Genomic DNA, 14,910 nt, shown 5'->3' with positions numbered 1-14,910 from the left:
TTTCTCTTATCGTTTATTTTGGCTCAACCCAAACAAGCGGTGTACCTTGTGGTTCAACCCAAAAAATGGCTTGATTTTGCACCGCACTTTTAGGGGATACCCAAGCATAGTTTTGTTCGTTTAAATGGATTCGGTTATTGGCAATGTGTTTATGCAGTCGATAACGCTGGCCTTGATACGCAAGAAATTGCGCAACCGACATCCCTTTACGCATACCATTGCGACGCATATTGCGAATATCTTCGGCATTCGCACGCCCTAACAAGGCTCGATGCAATCCCTCTAAACCAATGTTATGGGCAAGATAGAGATGTTCATCAGTCGGTTTAATGCCACGTAAGGCAAACTGTTCCAAATGCCAACGGGCTAATAACGCAGTGGCATAGGTATTTGTGCGGTGATGACGACGTGGATCGGATTTTGTGCCACGATTGGAGGGCGTAATTAATCGCATTCCAAGCATTTTCCCTCGCGTACTCTGTGCTAACCAATTCCACGTTTTTTGTGTAAACTGCCCAACGCCTAATGCGCCTGTTGGAGAACGTTTTCCATACCAACCATCTTCCATCTTCACCAAACCTCTTAACATCGCCTCACTCACTTGATAATGTCGTGCCGCATTATGGATATCTTGATCGATGTCTTGACCAAAACTAAACGCCTGTGCCGAAACCGTACAGGTACACAACACAAAAATCCCCACTAATAAACGAGTGATTGCCATTGTCCGTCCTGTTGAATTTGAAATGCGGCGGGCATTTTGCCTTTCGCATACTGCAACCAATACCCCGTATCGTGATTTAGGGTAATTAACCGTTTTTTCACCTTAATCGGATCAATCTGATGTTTCTTCGCCCACGCTTGAATCGCTTTATTATTCCCGCCGACGATATAAATATCGACAGGGGTGCTATTGCCTACATGGGAAAGAATACGGCTCACATCCGCCTCACATTTTGCACAGTTGTCTAAACGGGTAAAATAAATCACCCGTCCAGCCGATTGTGAAATATGCGGTTCAACCTCAAACGGCAATTCATTAGGATAAAGTTTGGCAAAGGCTTTATCATAGGCACGCTGAAATGCAAGCTCCCGTTCAACACGTTCATACATCTTACGGGCTAAGAGTTCAGCATATCGGGTACGTTCTTCCTCGGTTTTTGCTTCAATGCCCAAGGTCGTTAAGGGGTCAAGATTCGGCGACCATATTCCCCGCTCCCCTTTTTGTAATTCAAGGTAACGTTGCCATTCTTCAGTGGTCAATCCCCATTCCTGGGCTTTCTGTTGTAATTCGGATTGGGTGAGGGGATGTGTATCTAGCTGCTTTTCAAGGGTTGTCGTGTGGCTTGACGTTGCTGAAAGTAACGATGAAGAATGCGTTAAGGAATCCGCATTTCCCTGAAACGAAATGCCTATCCCCAATATGGACAATGAAACCCACTGAGCCAATTTATTCATTGATCACCTCAGTTTCTGTCGTGGTTGAAATGATTTCGACACGTTTGGTTTCCACATCAATAGGCTTATCACGCGGTGTAAAACACACCGTACGATTAAACGCATTTAACGTCATTGCGTAGGCAGGACCTGCCAACATTTGGAGGGCTTCACGAAGTTTGATTGGTCCAAATTGACGATGAACTTTAGGGAGCGGTAACGAAAAGAGCGACGCTGTTTGATTAAAATGAGAACCTGCACAAAGACGCAATCCTGTGCCTGACAAGGTGCGTGTTAAACCTTGTTCAACGGTTACCACATTAAGGTTTTTTTTCTTTGGCAACATATTTACCGTCACCATCTGTTCCAGTAAATACTTCTGTCCCTCTTCTGGTGAAGTGTTCACAAGCGTATAACGACCCTGACGGATTATTTGTGTTTTAGATTCATCTAAGCTTTGATAAATATCTGGCACAATAACTTGCTCAAATTTCACTGAAGGCGGAGAGGTATTTTGTCCAATAACCACTTCTGGCTCGGGGAAGCCCTGTGTTTCAGTAGCCGTTGATAAACCTTGTTGAGGGTGTTGAACACAACCGAGCATTGTCACACTCACACACCCTATAATTAAAAGTGAAAAATAAGATTTTTTCATTGTTCTTCTCCAAAGCTAAATTGATGAATTATCGCTTTACTATGGAGAAGATAAGATGGAAGTGGAATAATTTTTTATTCTGGCAATAGAAATAAATAAACGCATAGCATTCTTGCTATTAAGTCATACATTTAGAGAATAAATGGCAATAAGAAACCCGTTTATTACACAATAAACGGGTTATGGTTAGTGAGTTAATTTTACTTACATAGAACAGGATTACCTTCAGTATCAACTTTTACCGTTAAAACTTCATTTTTTATCCTTAAGTAAGTAACATCATCAATACAAATTTCTTGTATTGGCGAACGAGAAAAAATAGCCTCTCCAGTCACGTTCTCATATATCAACATAACGATTAGTGAAAGTAAAATAACGGCTGAAATAAAAAATAACCCTATCAATAAATTAGGTAAATATTCCTTTTCATTGTTCATAAGTTCACCTCAATTTTTATTCAAAATTTCAAGGAAAACCTCCCATAGGGAAAGTTTCCCTTATGGGATATAGTACGACGAACATTCGCCATACTTGGACGTTAATGTAATGTGGATTTGATTTCTTCCACTTTTGCCATAAACGCATTAAGCGTGTTAATCGCTTCACCATCAATACAAAAATGGCTGTCGAAACCATTTACAAAGGTGAATACCTTAACTCGCTCATCGCCCTCCTCTAAACTAATCTGTTCAAAAAAGAGACTTTCGAGTCGTCCAATAACGAGGCTTTGGTAAATATTGCCAAGATGAGGAATTTCCTCACAACCTCGAGCCACTTCCCAAACCTCGCTATCTTCAATTGTGGCATTAAAGTGATAAAGAATGCCCTCCCAGTCTGCTAAATTTTGGCTAACAGAATGGAGATAGAGTTCAGGCATAATATTATTGCAGTACATATGTGTTTCTCCTAAATAATCAATCAGAGAGAAACACACCCTAAAGGGAAGTATTTCCCTCTAGGGTTAAGATAGTGTAATAATTAGTTTACCTGCACAGATAAAGCCACTTGTCCTTTTTCTTGTTCAATGAGCATTAAGGCATCATTGAGCAAACGATGAACTTGCTTTTTCCATTGCTGTAACAACTCCCACGGATTTTGTGGTACTTCAGCAAAACCACGTTGTTTCACAAGGTCAATAATACACTGGGCTTTATGCATAATACTTTCAAGCTCAATGACTAAACTGTTAACCAAATAGGTTTTACCTGGCGAAATAAAAGAGAAATTACGCATTTGTGCATTGATTTGTTCCATTGCCTCTAACGCCTGCTCTGAAATTAGTTGAAAATCCCAGTGCGTTGGTTTGAGTTCAAATGGACGCCCAAAGGCTAAAAGTGCGTGACTGCCATTTAACAATTGTTGACATTGTTGAATAAAGGCTGGGTTTTGCATTGTTTTTTGAAAACAAGCATGTTCTGGCTCAAACGCCTGAATACACGCAAAATCCATACTCATTGATTCATCACATTCAATCTCACGTTGACATTGTGATAATTGACGATAAAACCCTTTCACTGAGGACAGATGCGTCAACTCACTGACACGATCGCAGAGTTTATAGGTTAAATAGATGAATCGTTGCTGAATATTTTTTACGGTTTCATCGTAAATTTGAGCCGCTTCCAAAACTTGGTTTACCGTTAATGTTGTCATGGTGTTTCTCCTTAATTGATAAAAAAATGAAAGGGAAACGCCCCATAAGGGAATGTTTCCCCTATGGGTAGATAAAGTGCGGTCAATTTTCACCGCACTTTTAACGTTAAAGATAAATGTGCTTAATCCCAAAGCAATGTCGCTAACTCCACTTTTTTCGCCAATTCATTGACTTTTTTCTTGGCGTAAGTGAGGGAATAACTATGTTCGCGTTTTTCTGGATTGTCTTTCAAATCTTGATGGTTTTCCTTAGCTTTAGCCAATTCAACCTGAAAATACGCAAGACTTTCTGGCATAGATAAATCAATGACTTCTGCACGCTCTCGCCAATAAGGGATTTTATCCTCATAACACTCGGCTTTTTGCATTTCTTCGACCGCTTTATCCATACGTTTGGCATTTCGCTCAATTAAGGCACGATGTCGTCTTTCGCTATGATGTCCCACTTTAATGGGTTCACCGAGGCTTAAAAACTCACGTCCTTCATTTGCAGCGTCACAATACTGTTCGCTACGCGTTTGAGCATTGTCTGCCACCGTTTGATAGTGTGCAGCTTTTTTAAGTGCATAGGTCTGACGGTTTAATCCATCACAACGCACGAAAGAATAAAAATAGAAGTCATCTTGTTGTTTCACAAGGTTGTAGATTTCTACTTTCGTTTCTTTCCCATATTTACTGGTTAGCATGACAATATCCCCTCGTTGATGAGGTTCAGGGCATTTCGCCAAAAAGACATTTGGAACAAATTTTGCATACGTGTTAAGTGACATAAGATATTCTCCTAATAAAACAGGGAATATCTGCCCCACAAGGGAAAATATTCCCCTATGGGTATAAGTCGGAATCGACCTATTCAAAAATAGGTTGATTTAATGTGAAGAGTTAACGGGGTTTGGCTTGTTTATCTGCTTTCACGTTTTTTCCAGAAATCAGATCCCAATTCGCCCAATATACCAAAGCGGTAAAAGTACCTGCTGCCAGGACTAAAACACTTGATACACCTAATAACCACCAGTTCATACAAGCCTCCTTAGCGATGTTGCTTCGTGCGTTTGACTGGTTTATGTGCCTTTTTTGACATTATATCTGCCACATAATTGAGAAGCAAACCTAATAACCAAAAGGTAATACCAACAGTTAAGAGTACAAAAGCCTCTATTTCATCAATATTATCTTTAGCTAAGACAAAACCAATCAATCCAACGCCAGCGATGGTTCCCGCTTTACGAAAATCCTCCGCAATATATTGCAACGTTTTCGCTGGAATTTTGTTAAAAAATTTGTGAATCATATCGTTCACCGCCTTTCATAAAATTAAGGGAACGACACCACAAGGGACATCATCCCCTATGTGGGTTTGAGTGAGTGTTAAAACAGACCAATCAATGATTAATCATCGCGATAAATATCACCTGAAACCGTATTGACCGCTCCCTGTATCCGTTGTGCTTGCACATCACCATTCACGGTTTTAACACTACCAGACACATCGCCGTGTATAGACACATCACCATTGACCGTTTCAATGTGTTCGACATTACCTGTTACCGCAATATCGGTGACATTGCCTGCATCAATATGATTCACATTACCGAAGACTTCAATATGTAAAACGGGTGCTTTTTCAAGCACAATCACCTGACCATCAATGATAAGCTGTGGTGCTTGAATTGACACTTGCCCATTCTCTATTGAGATGGTTTGTGATGAGGCAATCATATTTTTCACATTGCCGTGAGCAATCTGAGTGAAGACAGGTTTCCCGTTAACATAAATACCTTGTTTCATTGTATTCTCCTGCTAAAAAGAAAATGAGGATAAAGAAAAAGACTGACAAATGTGCCAGTCTTTCCGTTGAGTATAATGATTAAGCTTGTGGTGCTGATAATTCTACGTTGGCATTTTCAACATGTTCTGTTTTTGCTTCAGTAGAACTAGAATATTTGAGTTCACCATCAACTTTAACCATTTTTATGTTAATCAAGCGACCTTTCAATGCCACGCCTGTATCACCTTTCTTGTGATTTTTACCGTCTTTTTGATAGGTAAAGGTATCAAACCAAAGGTCTGACATCACAAAGGCGACCAAGACTTTTTTGTTAGCATTTACAGCATCTTGACAACGTTTAACCAGATTTTCCGTATCTTTCCCAACAACATTACAGTTGAAAAAACGGTATTCAGGTTTAGAAGACTCTCCTACTAATGCAGCAATATCGCAAGAGTAGAAAGGCGTTCCTTTTTTCGGCTCAACTAAACGGATATTGTTCAAGTAGCCTAAACCTTGAGTATGAAGGTTAAAGAAATTTTTTTGTGTAGATGAGTTAGACATAATGTTTCTCCTAAAGTAAAAATAAAAAAAGCGGAGAAACATCCTTACCCAACACGGGAAAAATGTTCCCCGCCAGGGTTAAACAGATGAGGCAGCATTCCTGTTTTCACAGCGTCATCTTTCAGAATGCTGATGACATTTCGGCTGGTATTAACACAACTACCACTGCGGGCTAGTCCGTTGCTCTTTCAAGTGTTTGGCAACTTCTAAGGGCTACAACGTAGCGACTTAATACCCACATTAAACCGCAAAATCGTCTCTCTCGTATAGAAAGAATTAAATATTAATAGAAAAGAATTTTGATCCAAAAGTAAATAAGCCATAAATGAACAATTCACTTATGGCTTATTTACTTTTTAAGATAACAATTTGAAAAAATTGTGTGAATGACAGACCAATATAAATGGATGATTGAAATCTTCCCATCTTCGTTACAATGTTTGATTTCCTATCGCATTTACCTGATTACATTGTGGTCTTTAATCAGTATAACGGAGGCATCTCAATCGATACAAAGGGCACCCAATTTTTCACCAGTGGGCTCTGGCTAGGATAAAGAAGCAACGTATTGCTAAGTCGTCATACCACTTAATAAAATGCGATGATGACTTAGCAATCACGCGATTGTCGATAAAAAGATAAAATACACACTCCCAATATCACTGAACCCTCTTTCAGAGTGCTAAGGGTATTTCGGCACAACATTGATGACCGACAATGTTAAAACGGCTTACTTTTGCCTGCCATACTACCTTATTTGACGGACTGACGCAAATTTGCAAATTGTTGAGAAAGGTTAATCGATGTCGCTTTTCTGGCAGAGGATTTTTTCTTGGCGTTTGATTCAATATATTTACATTGTGGATAGCCCGTACAACCCCAGAAGTCCCCATTTTTCCCTTTCATTTTTCGAAGTCCCTTACCGCATTGTGGACATTTTTTAATGTCTATATTGCCCATTTTGATACCTTGATGCCCACAGGTTTGAATAAGATGACGAATAAACTGTTCTTGCTTTTGCATAAATCCTTGCAAGCTCATTTGGTTCTCGGCAATTTGGTTTAAGGCTTGTTCCCACAATGCCGTTAAACCAGGATCTTTTAATACCGTCGGTAAATTATCAATCAACATGGCACCTGCCTCTGTCGCCACAATGGATTTCCCCTTTTTCTTGATATAACCACGATCATAAAGGGTTTTCATAATACTGGCTCGAGTGGCTTCTGTCCCCAGTCCTTCTGTTTCGCGTAACTGTTTCTTTAGCCGTTCATCGGTAACAAAGCGGGCGACATTCACCATTGCCGTGAGCAATGTGCCTTCTGTATAGTGTGCAGGTGGTGTGGTTTTAAGCGATTTTACTTCCGTATTCATCACCTTTAACATTTGCCCACTATTCAGTATTGGCAAACCTTGTTTCTCTCCCTGTGCTTCTTTAGAAGCACGAAACAACGCTTTCCAACCCAAAACCACAATCACTTGACCTTTGGCAATGAATTGATGCTCTCCACAAGATAGCTGAATCTGGGTTTTGTCCACTTCAAAGTGCGGTAGAAATTGAGCGAGATAACGACGTCGAATTAAATCGTACACCTTAAATTCATTTTCATCCATTTTAGTAATATCAACAGGCTGTGTTGTGGGAATAATCCCATGGTGAGCGGTAATTTTTTTATCATTCCAAGCACGGGATTTTTGGCTCAAATTAAGCTGTGTTCGTAAAGGCTGTAACTTAGGATCTGACTGCATTAGGCTACTGATGACCTGAGGCACTTCAAGTAATTGTGCTTCAGGTAGATAACCGCAATCCGTACGCGGATAGGTGGTTGCTTTATGTTTTTCATAAAGGGATTGTGCAATATCAAGCACTTGTTGCGTTCCTAAATCATAGAGACGATTACATTCTGCCTGTAAATCACTTAATGCAAAAAGTAACGGCGGACTTTCTTTTTCCCGCTTTGTTTCTACATTCTTCACTTGCACTTGACCCGCCTGACGAATCTGTTGCTCTGCCTGCTGAACAACCTTTATCTCTAAACAACGCCCCTCTTCATCACAATATTTTTCAGGAACTAAAAGACTCGCCTCGAAAGACTGCGTATTGGCTCCACAGACTTGCACCATCAAGGCATAATGCGAGGTCGGGACAAAATGAGCAATTTCCTTATCTCGATTCACTACGAGAGCCAATGTAGGACTTTGCACTCGCCCCACCGAAAGCGGCGGACCTTGATAACCTTGTTGCTGTGCCAAAAGGGTAAACATTCGACTACAATTCATTCCAATTAACCAATCTGCCCGACTACGAGCAAGCCCCGCATAATAAAGTGGCAAGGTTTCTTCATTAGTTTTAAGGTGGCTGAGGGCTTTACGTACACTAATTTCATCAAGTGCGGTGATCCATAGCCGCTGAATATGTCCACGATAGCCCGCAATGTCCAATAACTCACGGGCAATCGTTTCCCCTTCTCGATCAATATCAGTTGAAATCACCACCGTGCGTGCTTTTTTCAGCAATGCCATCACGGTTTTATATTCTTTTTTTGCATCAGGTTTAGGGGAAACTTGCCATTGGGAAGGGATAATTGGGAGGGTATCTAATCGCCACGCTTTAAGTGCAGGATCGTATTGTTCTGGCGAAAATTGTTCGACTAAATGCCCTCTTGCCCAAGTCACAACGATTGTGCCGTCAGCTGTAGATAAATATCCTTCCCCTTTTTGGGTTGCCCCCAAGACTTTTGCAATATCCCGTCCTTGACTGGGTTTTTCGCATAGAAATAATTTCATTTCACTTACCTTGAAATAATGTTTTTAACTCAGGGCGATTCGTCTCAGCAATTGTTAAAATTGCTGAAACAATTTCTTGACAGAAAGAGCAAGATTGAATGTAATGACAATCATCAGGTTTTTTAATGAAATGAGACTGGAGAATATCCTCCCAATCATCGGGATAAACGCCCCCATGGATACTTATCAGATAATGTTTAATCTCTTCAATTTCAGCTTGAAGTACCCAATTTTCAAGTTCAAGCTGTAATTCGTGCAACACTTGATGACGAGTTCGAGGAAAATCCATTATGCTCTCCGTTATTCAATGATAATTTAGGGAATATTTAATCAATAACGATTTTTGCGCACAATTTCTTATTCTTTAAAATGTGGAAATAAATATGAAATGGAAAAAAGTTAGAATCGATTTTACAGAAACTGTTAAATGCAAATTTTGCAATAGGATAATTAACTCAGGTAAAGGAATCTTGATTCAAAATGAACACGGTGATTTCGCATTTTCTGGACCAACATGTGCTAAGAAAAAATCTAACATCACAAATTATGATGAGAATGTAATTGATATAACGAAAGGATGCATATTACAAGATATACCTCATTCCGAAAAATTAATACCACAACAAAAAATATTTAATGAAAACATTGCCACAGAATACGAAAACCTTACCCCAGAAGAAGATACACAAGTAGATAACTATCTCGATGAAAATGCAATAAGTGCTTATTTAACCTTACGCTTTGAAAAATTATCCCATCTAAAGTCCATTTTCACCTCCAAAAAACTAGATGATATTTATCATTCATATATCACTAATGGTAAAATTTCTAAACAAGATGAGAATTACATAAAACAAGCCATGTATGGAAATCAATATCCTCTTTTGACATATCAAAATTTACAATCCGTCTATGCAGCTGAATATTGGTTATTATCATTTATCAAATATAATTCTGATTCAGATTTAACCTTTATCAATAATGTGTTAGGTCAACTACGTAAAAAATTAACATTATCTAATAAACAAATTATTGCTATTAATAAATGGTTTATCCATTCTGAAGGTAAAACTGTAAAATTAAAGAAAAATAGTTTCATGAATAAATAATCTTTACAAAAAAGCCCAATCATCAAGATTGGGCAACACTGAGGTTTTTGAGCAAATAAACCTATTTAACCGCTTTTAAAATATCTGCTTTGATTTGATTAGCAAAGTCTTGAGAACCTTTCACCCTCCAAGAAATAAGGGTATTTCTGCCCTCTTTTTCTAAGATAACTTCAGCATAATATCGACCTTCTTTGCCAAAGGAATCTGCCATTCGATAATAAACGCCTGGCGTTTTTTCATGGACATAGCCGCCTTCGGCAATTGCGCTTTTCTTCCATGCACAGTTCTTATTTGATTCAGGATCGCATTTTAACATTTCTTCCATTGTTTCAAACCCCACATTACGCTTAATGCGTACGTATAGGGTATCAATATCTCGTTTGGAGGTTAAGGTATCCGAGAATTGTTGTTTATCCGCATTGAGCGTACGATTAATTTCTCCCGCCCAATCCCCTACTTTTTGGTTAATTGCAGAAAGTTCAGCACAACCTGAGATAATGCCCAATATAAAAAGTGCAGTTGTAATTTTTAATGTTTTCATTATATCAGCTCCAAATTATTAGCAAACTCAAAACGGAATATCATCGTCTAAAGGCATGTCATTAATATCTGACTGTGGTGCTTGCGTTGATTGTGGAGTGTTTCTTGGAGCTTGATGCACAGGCTGTGTAGGTTGCGCATATTGATTACGACCTTGTTGTGCCGCTCCAACTTGCGTTGCCTGCCCTGCTTGATAGCGCTCAGGACGGCTATCTAACATTTGAAGTACATCTCCTTGGATTTCTGTGGTGTATCGATCTTGCCCATTTTGGTCTTGCCATTTACGGGTTCTTAATCGCCCCTCGACATAAACTTTCGAGCCTTTGCGTAAATATTCTCCCACAATCTCAGCTTGACGACGATAAAACACAATCCGATGCCACTCGGTTAATTCACGTTTTTCACTTGTATTCTTATCTATCCAACTTTCACTAGTTGCCACACTTATATTGGAAACCGCTTCGCCATTCGGCATTGTTCTTACTTCAGGATCTGCACCAAGGTTACCCACGATAATCACTTTATTAATCCCTGCCATAATGTTGTCCTCACAAATGATTGATAATTGACGTTATCTGTATTAAACGTGATTTTAGTCAGGAATAAAGGGGGTAATTCAATTTCAATTTTAAATAATTATTGAGCTGCTATGGTTTACTTTAATTGTGAATGAAATTTCTATCTTTGACATAACAACCTCCATTATAAATAGCGTGTCAAATTAATTACCTAACTACTCTATTTTTTATCTACCAGATAAAAACCGATATAAGTACCATCTAGTATTTCATCTTTACACTTATCATTGCTTCTATTTAACTTTATTTCAATTGGTAAATTAAATTGCTCAACTAGGGAAAGAAATCTATTCTGGCTTAAATAAAATGCAAAAACCTGTTTTCCATTTGAAAAATCATATATATCTGCACTATCCCCATAGTGGGAACTTAAGTAAGTATAAAGTGCCAAATTACGGCTTTCACCTAACAATAAGTCTTGTTGTATACTTTTTGAATCTTCCCACGATGTAATGCTGTACGTTATATCAATAAAATGATTAAAATCTATTTGATGCTCCATTACTAATACTCCTCTATTAATCAGTGATTGTTATCTATAACCTATCCAAAGGTAATGCCATTTTTCGTTAAGGTAAGGGGCTTGTCCCCTTACCTTTAAAAGGCCTTTTATATCCAGCGAGTACAAACCTTGAAAATCCAATGAGTACAAACTCAAAATCCAACCATTACAAACTTTTTTAATTAGGCGACATTTCACCTTGAGTGATATCTTCAACTTCGGTTAATTTATCAATGGTTGCGGATAATTGTCGCATCATCGAATTTAATACCGACATTTGCATATTTAACACCAAGCGTTCTTTTTCCATCTGAGCAATACGTTTTTTAATGCCATCAGATACCGAACTATCTTCAACAAGTCCTTTCCAAATCAACCCGCCTTTTTCAGCGGATTGATTCGCTTGTCCAATCGTGATACGCCAACGTAAAAAATGCCCACCTGAAGAAGAGGCTTTATCTTGTATTAAACGAAACCCTAAGGCTTTTGTAATCTCATTGCTTCTTAATTTTTTGACAATATCTTGATGTTGGCTGATTAAATGCTCTCTCACTTGATAAAGAGAGAGCTGTAATTGCTCACAATCCTCTACACTATTTACTTCGCTAAAAAATTGTTTCATTACTGAATTCAGTGGAGTTTGTACCGCGAGATCCCGATACATATTTTTAGGAATTAATTCATTTTTCATCTTTATCATTACCTAAACCTTGTGCCATTCTTATGATGTTTTTTTATTCTGAGCCACTCTCAACAAACTCATCTTGTTCTGGTTCAGCTTCAGATGACGAGGCATTTTTTATGACTGGAGCAAAATTTGCACGTTTTTCACCCGATAAAATTTCAGGGGATAATTCATACTTCATTCGTTTTATTGCGGCTTTATAGCGTGCATTATTTTCGATGGCATCACGGCGGGTAATCCCTGAATGGCGATAATTTTCAACCAAACCAAAACACTGACGAATTAATTTTGCTCCTGCCTCAATCCAATCTGAGGCCTCGCTACGGGTCATTAAAGCAATATGAGAGGCGGCCATTACTGCACAAGCGAGCTCATCAAATTTCAAAAAAAGGAAAATTAATTGATAGCCAAGTTGAGAATTAAAGGTCAATGCATAACGTGCGGGCTCTACTGATACTGAATTTTCCATATGGAATGCCGCAGGGATTTGTTCACTATAAAGGTAATTTACCTTATCAACCAATTGCTGCATTTCCTGACGATAACCCAGCACCTTGGTTTCAAACCGTAGTAAATAATCATCCGCATAAGGATCATCATTCGTTGCCGCACGTTGAATTTGACTCAATAAGCTCAGGCAGTTCGGCATACTGATGATCCCTGCACGGGTAATTTTGCCTTGTTCATTTCGTACCGCAGAACGCCCCACCCATAATTTAGAGGCATGATGGGTGTTGATCGTAATTTCAGGTGCACTGCGTAGTGGTCCTGGTCGTTGATTTTGAAGATCAGTGGTTGTCATATAGATACTCCTATTCTATGGTTGATTTTTATACTTTGAAGAACCCTTCTTCACTGCTTATTTTTTGTACTTTGGAGGGCCCCTCCAGTGGTTATTTTTTGTACTTTGAAAAGTCCCTTTTCAGTGATTATTTTTTGTACTTTGAAAAGTCCCTTTTCAGTGATTATTTTTTGTACTTTGAAAAGTCCCTTTTCAGTGATTATTTTTTATACTTTGAAAAGTCCCTTTTCAGTGGTTATTTTTTGTACTTTGAAAAGTCCCTTTTCAGTGATTATTTTTTGTACTTTGAAAAGTCCCTTTTCAGTGATTATTTTTTGTACTTTGAAAAGTCCCTTTTCAGTGATTATTTTTTGTACTTTGAAAAGTCCCTTTTCAGTGATTATTTTTTGTACTTTGAAAAGTCCCTTTTCAGTGATTATTTTTTGTACTTTGAAAAGTCCCTTTTCAGTGATTATTTTTTATACTTTGAAAAGTCCCTTTTCAGTGGTTGTTTTTTGTACTTAATTCAACAACTGTGCTTTAAATTTCCGTATCATTGCCGCTCTCGCTTGACGTTGTTCAAGTGTTGGCACAGACGATAGCGTTTGCTCTCGCTCTGGCACAATCGCTTGTGGTTGTGATTGATTCACCACTGGCGTATGACATTGGCTTAAATGTTGTTCAAGTAAGTAGGGATTAAATTGCCCTAAATGGGCTTTTCTCACTAGGCTTAGCAAATATCCCTGTGGTTTCTTGATGGTTCCTTTTGCAAGGCGTTCACCCGCTTCAAACAAAATAGCTTGGCACAGTCCCAAATCAAGCCCTTCCATTGCTTTAGCTACAGTACGTTTCTCAAAAGGGGTTAAGTTGAGCGTCCAATCAATTTCCTCTGCCGTACCTGTACAGTATTTATTTATAAATACCGTACTGTACTTGTACGAGGTATTCGCTGAGTTCCCTAATGGAACTGAGCCTAAAATCAATGAGTTAACCTGTTTTTCTTGGCTAAGTTCCCTATTGGAACTTGGGGAATTTTGACTGAGTTCCCTAATGGAACTCGGTAAATTAATTGTTTTTTCACTGAGTTCCTCACTTGACTGACCAAGTTCCCTATTGGAACTCAGCAAATTCTGCTGCACAGTATCTAAATTTAAATGAGAAAAATCAGCCTCTTTTTCATTTCCGAGACGAGAACAATAATCTTGATAACGGGCTTGCATCCAATCAATATGTGAAACATAGTGCCATTGGGTTTTATCTGAAAGAATATTATCGACAATATGCGTCGCAACCCCTCTCACTATGACGTCTTTATGTTTTGTGGCTGAATGGAGCAAATGTAAATAATCTTCATTAAGTTGAATCGCATCTAATATAGGGATAGGCTCATCATGCAGTAAATAGACATTACCTTTTACTTGCCCTAATTCATTACGCACGGTTTCACAAAGGGTCAACCACCTTGTCAGGCGTAGCAGTAATAAGGTTTGACTGACGGTTTTACGCGATAGGCTCGCATTCAAGTAAGGCTTATCTGAAAGCAGTTTTCCTAACACCTCGTAAGACGGAAATAATCCCCCTTGAAACTCTCTAGCTTTATGCTTGATCAGTTGCCAAGCAAATTTGGCTCGTGGGGTTAAATAAGGATCATAAAGTAGCCGTGTTGGCACGGTTTCGTGCTGATTCCCAAAAAACAGTAATCCCTGCTCTGTTTTGGGCGATGTGGTGATTTGCTCAAAAATTGTCATGTTTAATTCTCCAAAACCTGTAGTGAATTATTCCGATTGTTTTGGGTCTGTATTTCGTTATAATGCTTTTGCTTTCTTAACAAAGCCACTTATAAGGGAATGCTCC

20 protein-coding genes are annotated in these 14,910 nt (G+C 38.7%); 1 reads left to right on the top strand and 19 read right to left on the bottom strand.

Annotated features, from left to right (window positions below):
* Nucleotides 1–13: 13 nt before the first annotated feature.
* The 13 genes from L4F93_RS08635 to L4F93_RS08575 form a co-directional block, all read right to left on the bottom strand.
* On the bottom strand, nucleotides 14–724 hold the full coding sequence (locus L4F93_RS08635) for a lytic transglycosylase domain-containing protein (RefSeq protein WP_250349906.1): 711 nt from the start codon (nucleotides 722–724) through the stop codon (nucleotides 14–16).
* Nucleotides 703–1,458 (bottom strand): TIGR03759 family integrating conjugative element protein, encoded by a 756-nt coding sequence (locus L4F93_RS08630; RefSeq protein ID WP_250349905.1) that lies wholly within the window; start codon nucleotides 1,456–1,458, stop codon nucleotides 703–705. The genes L4F93_RS08635 and L4F93_RS08630 overlap by 22 nt, the downstream gene beginning before the upstream one ends.
* Nucleotides 1,451–2,092: a PFGI-1 class ICE element type IV pilus protein PilL2 gene (gene pilL2, locus L4F93_RS08625; protein ID WP_250349904.1), complete on the bottom strand. Its 642-nt coding sequence runs from the start codon at nucleotides 2,090–2,092 to the stop codon at nucleotides 1,451–1,453. The genes L4F93_RS08630 and pilL2 overlap by 8 nt, the downstream gene beginning before the upstream one ends.
* Nucleotides 2,093–2,292: 200 nt before the next feature.
* On the bottom strand, nucleotides 2,293–2,529 hold the full coding sequence (locus L4F93_RS08620; RefSeq protein WP_250349903.1) for a hypothetical protein: 237 nt from the start codon (nucleotides 2,527–2,529) through the stop codon (nucleotides 2,293–2,295).
* A 101-nt stretch (nucleotides 2,530–2,630) separates the two neighbouring features.
* Nucleotides 2,631–2,987 (bottom strand): hypothetical protein, encoded by a 357-nt coding sequence (locus L4F93_RS08615; RefSeq protein WP_250349902.1) that lies wholly within the window; start codon nucleotides 2,985–2,987, stop codon nucleotides 2,631–2,633.
* Nucleotides 2,988–3,070: 83 nt separating this feature from the next.
* Nucleotides 3,071–3,745 carry a hypothetical protein gene (locus L4F93_RS08610; protein WP_250349901.1) on the bottom strand — a complete coding sequence of 225 codons (675 nt, stop codon included), beginning with the start codon at nucleotides 3,743–3,745 and terminating at the stop codon, nucleotides 3,071–3,073.
* Nucleotides 3,746–3,867: 122 nt separating this feature from the next.
* Nucleotides 3,868–4,515, bottom strand: coding sequence for a DUF3560 domain-containing protein (locus tag L4F93_RS08605; protein WP_250349900.1), 648 nt, complete (start codon nucleotides 4,513–4,515; stop codon nucleotides 3,868–3,870).
* 112 nt (nucleotides 4,516–4,627) lie between these two features.
* Nucleotides 4,628–4,765, bottom strand: a complete 138-nt coding sequence (locus tag L4F93_RS08600; RefSeq protein ID WP_250349899.1) for a hypothetical protein — start codon at nucleotides 4,763–4,765, stop codon at nucleotides 4,628–4,630.
* A 10-nt stretch (nucleotides 4,766–4,775) separates the two neighbouring features.
* Complete coding sequence (locus L4F93_RS08595; RefSeq protein WP_250349898.1) at nucleotides 4,776–5,036, bottom strand: hypothetical protein; 261 nt, start codon at nucleotides 5,034–5,036, stop codon at nucleotides 4,776–4,778.
* Between the two features lie 98 nt (nucleotides 5,037–5,134).
* The gene (locus L4F93_RS08590; RefSeq protein WP_250349897.1) at nucleotides 5,135–5,533 is read right to left on the bottom strand and encodes a heme utilization protein; all 399 of its coding nucleotides are present in this window, start codon (nucleotides 5,531–5,533) and stop codon (nucleotides 5,135–5,137) included.
* A 79-nt stretch (nucleotides 5,534–5,612) separates the two neighbouring features.
* Nucleotides 5,613–6,077, bottom strand: a complete 465-nt coding sequence (locus L4F93_RS08585; protein ID WP_250349896.1) for an STY4534 family ICE replication protein — start codon at nucleotides 6,075–6,077, stop codon at nucleotides 5,613–5,615.
* 753 nt (nucleotides 6,078–6,830) lie between these two features.
* Nucleotides 6,831–8,861, bottom strand: a complete 2,031-nt coding sequence (locus tag L4F93_RS08580) for a DNA topoisomerase III (protein ID WP_250349895.1) — start codon at nucleotides 8,859–8,861, stop codon at nucleotides 6,831–6,833.
* A 1-nt stretch (nucleotide 8,862) separates the two neighbouring features.
* A complete protein-coding gene (locus L4F93_RS08575) occupies nucleotides 8,863–9,150 on the bottom strand; it encodes a hypothetical protein (RefSeq protein ID WP_250349894.1) in 288 nt (95 codons plus the stop codon).
* 94 nt (nucleotides 9,151–9,244) lie between these two features.
* Here L4F93_RS08575 and L4F93_RS08570 point away from each other — a divergent pair, with 94 nt between their 5' ends.
* Nucleotides 9,245–9,970, top strand: coding sequence for a hypothetical protein (locus tag L4F93_RS08570; protein WP_250349893.1), 726 nt, complete (start codon nucleotides 9,245–9,247; stop codon nucleotides 9,968–9,970).
* Between the two features lie 61 nt (nucleotides 9,971–10,031).
* Here the strand turns inward: L4F93_RS08570 and L4F93_RS08565 are convergent, their stop codons facing one another.
* From L4F93_RS08565 to L4F93_RS08540, 6 genes are all read right to left on the bottom strand, one after another.
* Nucleotides 10,032–10,511, bottom strand: a complete 480-nt coding sequence (locus tag L4F93_RS08565; RefSeq protein ID WP_250349892.1) for a hypothetical protein — start codon at nucleotides 10,509–10,511, stop codon at nucleotides 10,032–10,034.
* Between the two features lie 27 nt (nucleotides 10,512–10,538).
* The gene (gene ssb / locus L4F93_RS08560) at nucleotides 10,539–11,048 is read right to left on the bottom strand and encodes a single-stranded DNA-binding protein (protein ID WP_250349891.1); all 510 of its coding nucleotides are present in this window, start codon (nucleotides 11,046–11,048) and stop codon (nucleotides 10,539–10,541) included.
* Between the two features lie 200 nt (nucleotides 11,049–11,248).
* Nucleotides 11,249–11,590: a hypothetical protein gene (locus L4F93_RS08555; protein WP_035689393.1), complete on the bottom strand. Its 342-nt coding sequence runs from the start codon at nucleotides 11,588–11,590 to the stop codon at nucleotides 11,249–11,251.
* A gap of 178 nt (nucleotides 11,591–11,768) precedes the next feature.
* Complete coding sequence (locus tag L4F93_RS08550; protein ID WP_250349890.1) at nucleotides 11,769–12,290, bottom strand: DUF3158 family protein; 522 nt, start codon at nucleotides 12,288–12,290, stop codon at nucleotides 11,769–11,771.
* Nucleotides 12,291–12,324: 34 nt separating this feature from the next.
* Nucleotides 12,325–13,077 (bottom strand): PFL_4669 family integrating conjugative element protein, encoded by a 753-nt coding sequence (locus L4F93_RS08545; protein ID WP_250349889.1) that lies wholly within the window; start codon nucleotides 13,075–13,077, stop codon nucleotides 12,325–12,327.
* Between the two features lie 500 nt (nucleotides 13,078–13,577).
* Nucleotides 13,578–14,804 carry an STY4528 family pathogenicity island replication protein gene (locus tag L4F93_RS08540; RefSeq protein ID WP_250349888.1) on the bottom strand — a complete coding sequence of 409 codons (1,227 nt, stop codon included), beginning with the start codon at nucleotides 14,802–14,804 and terminating at the stop codon, nucleotides 13,578–13,580.
* Nucleotides 14,805–14,910: the final 106 nt, after the last annotated feature.

The organism is Avibacterium sp. 20-132, from assembly GCF_023611925.1.
Classification (GTDB): Bacteria; Pseudomonadota; Gammaproteobacteria; order Enterobacterales; family Pasteurellaceae; genus Avibacterium.
The sequence above is the reverse complement of the archived record's forward strand: the minus strand, read 5'-3'. Positions and strand labels throughout refer to the sequence as shown.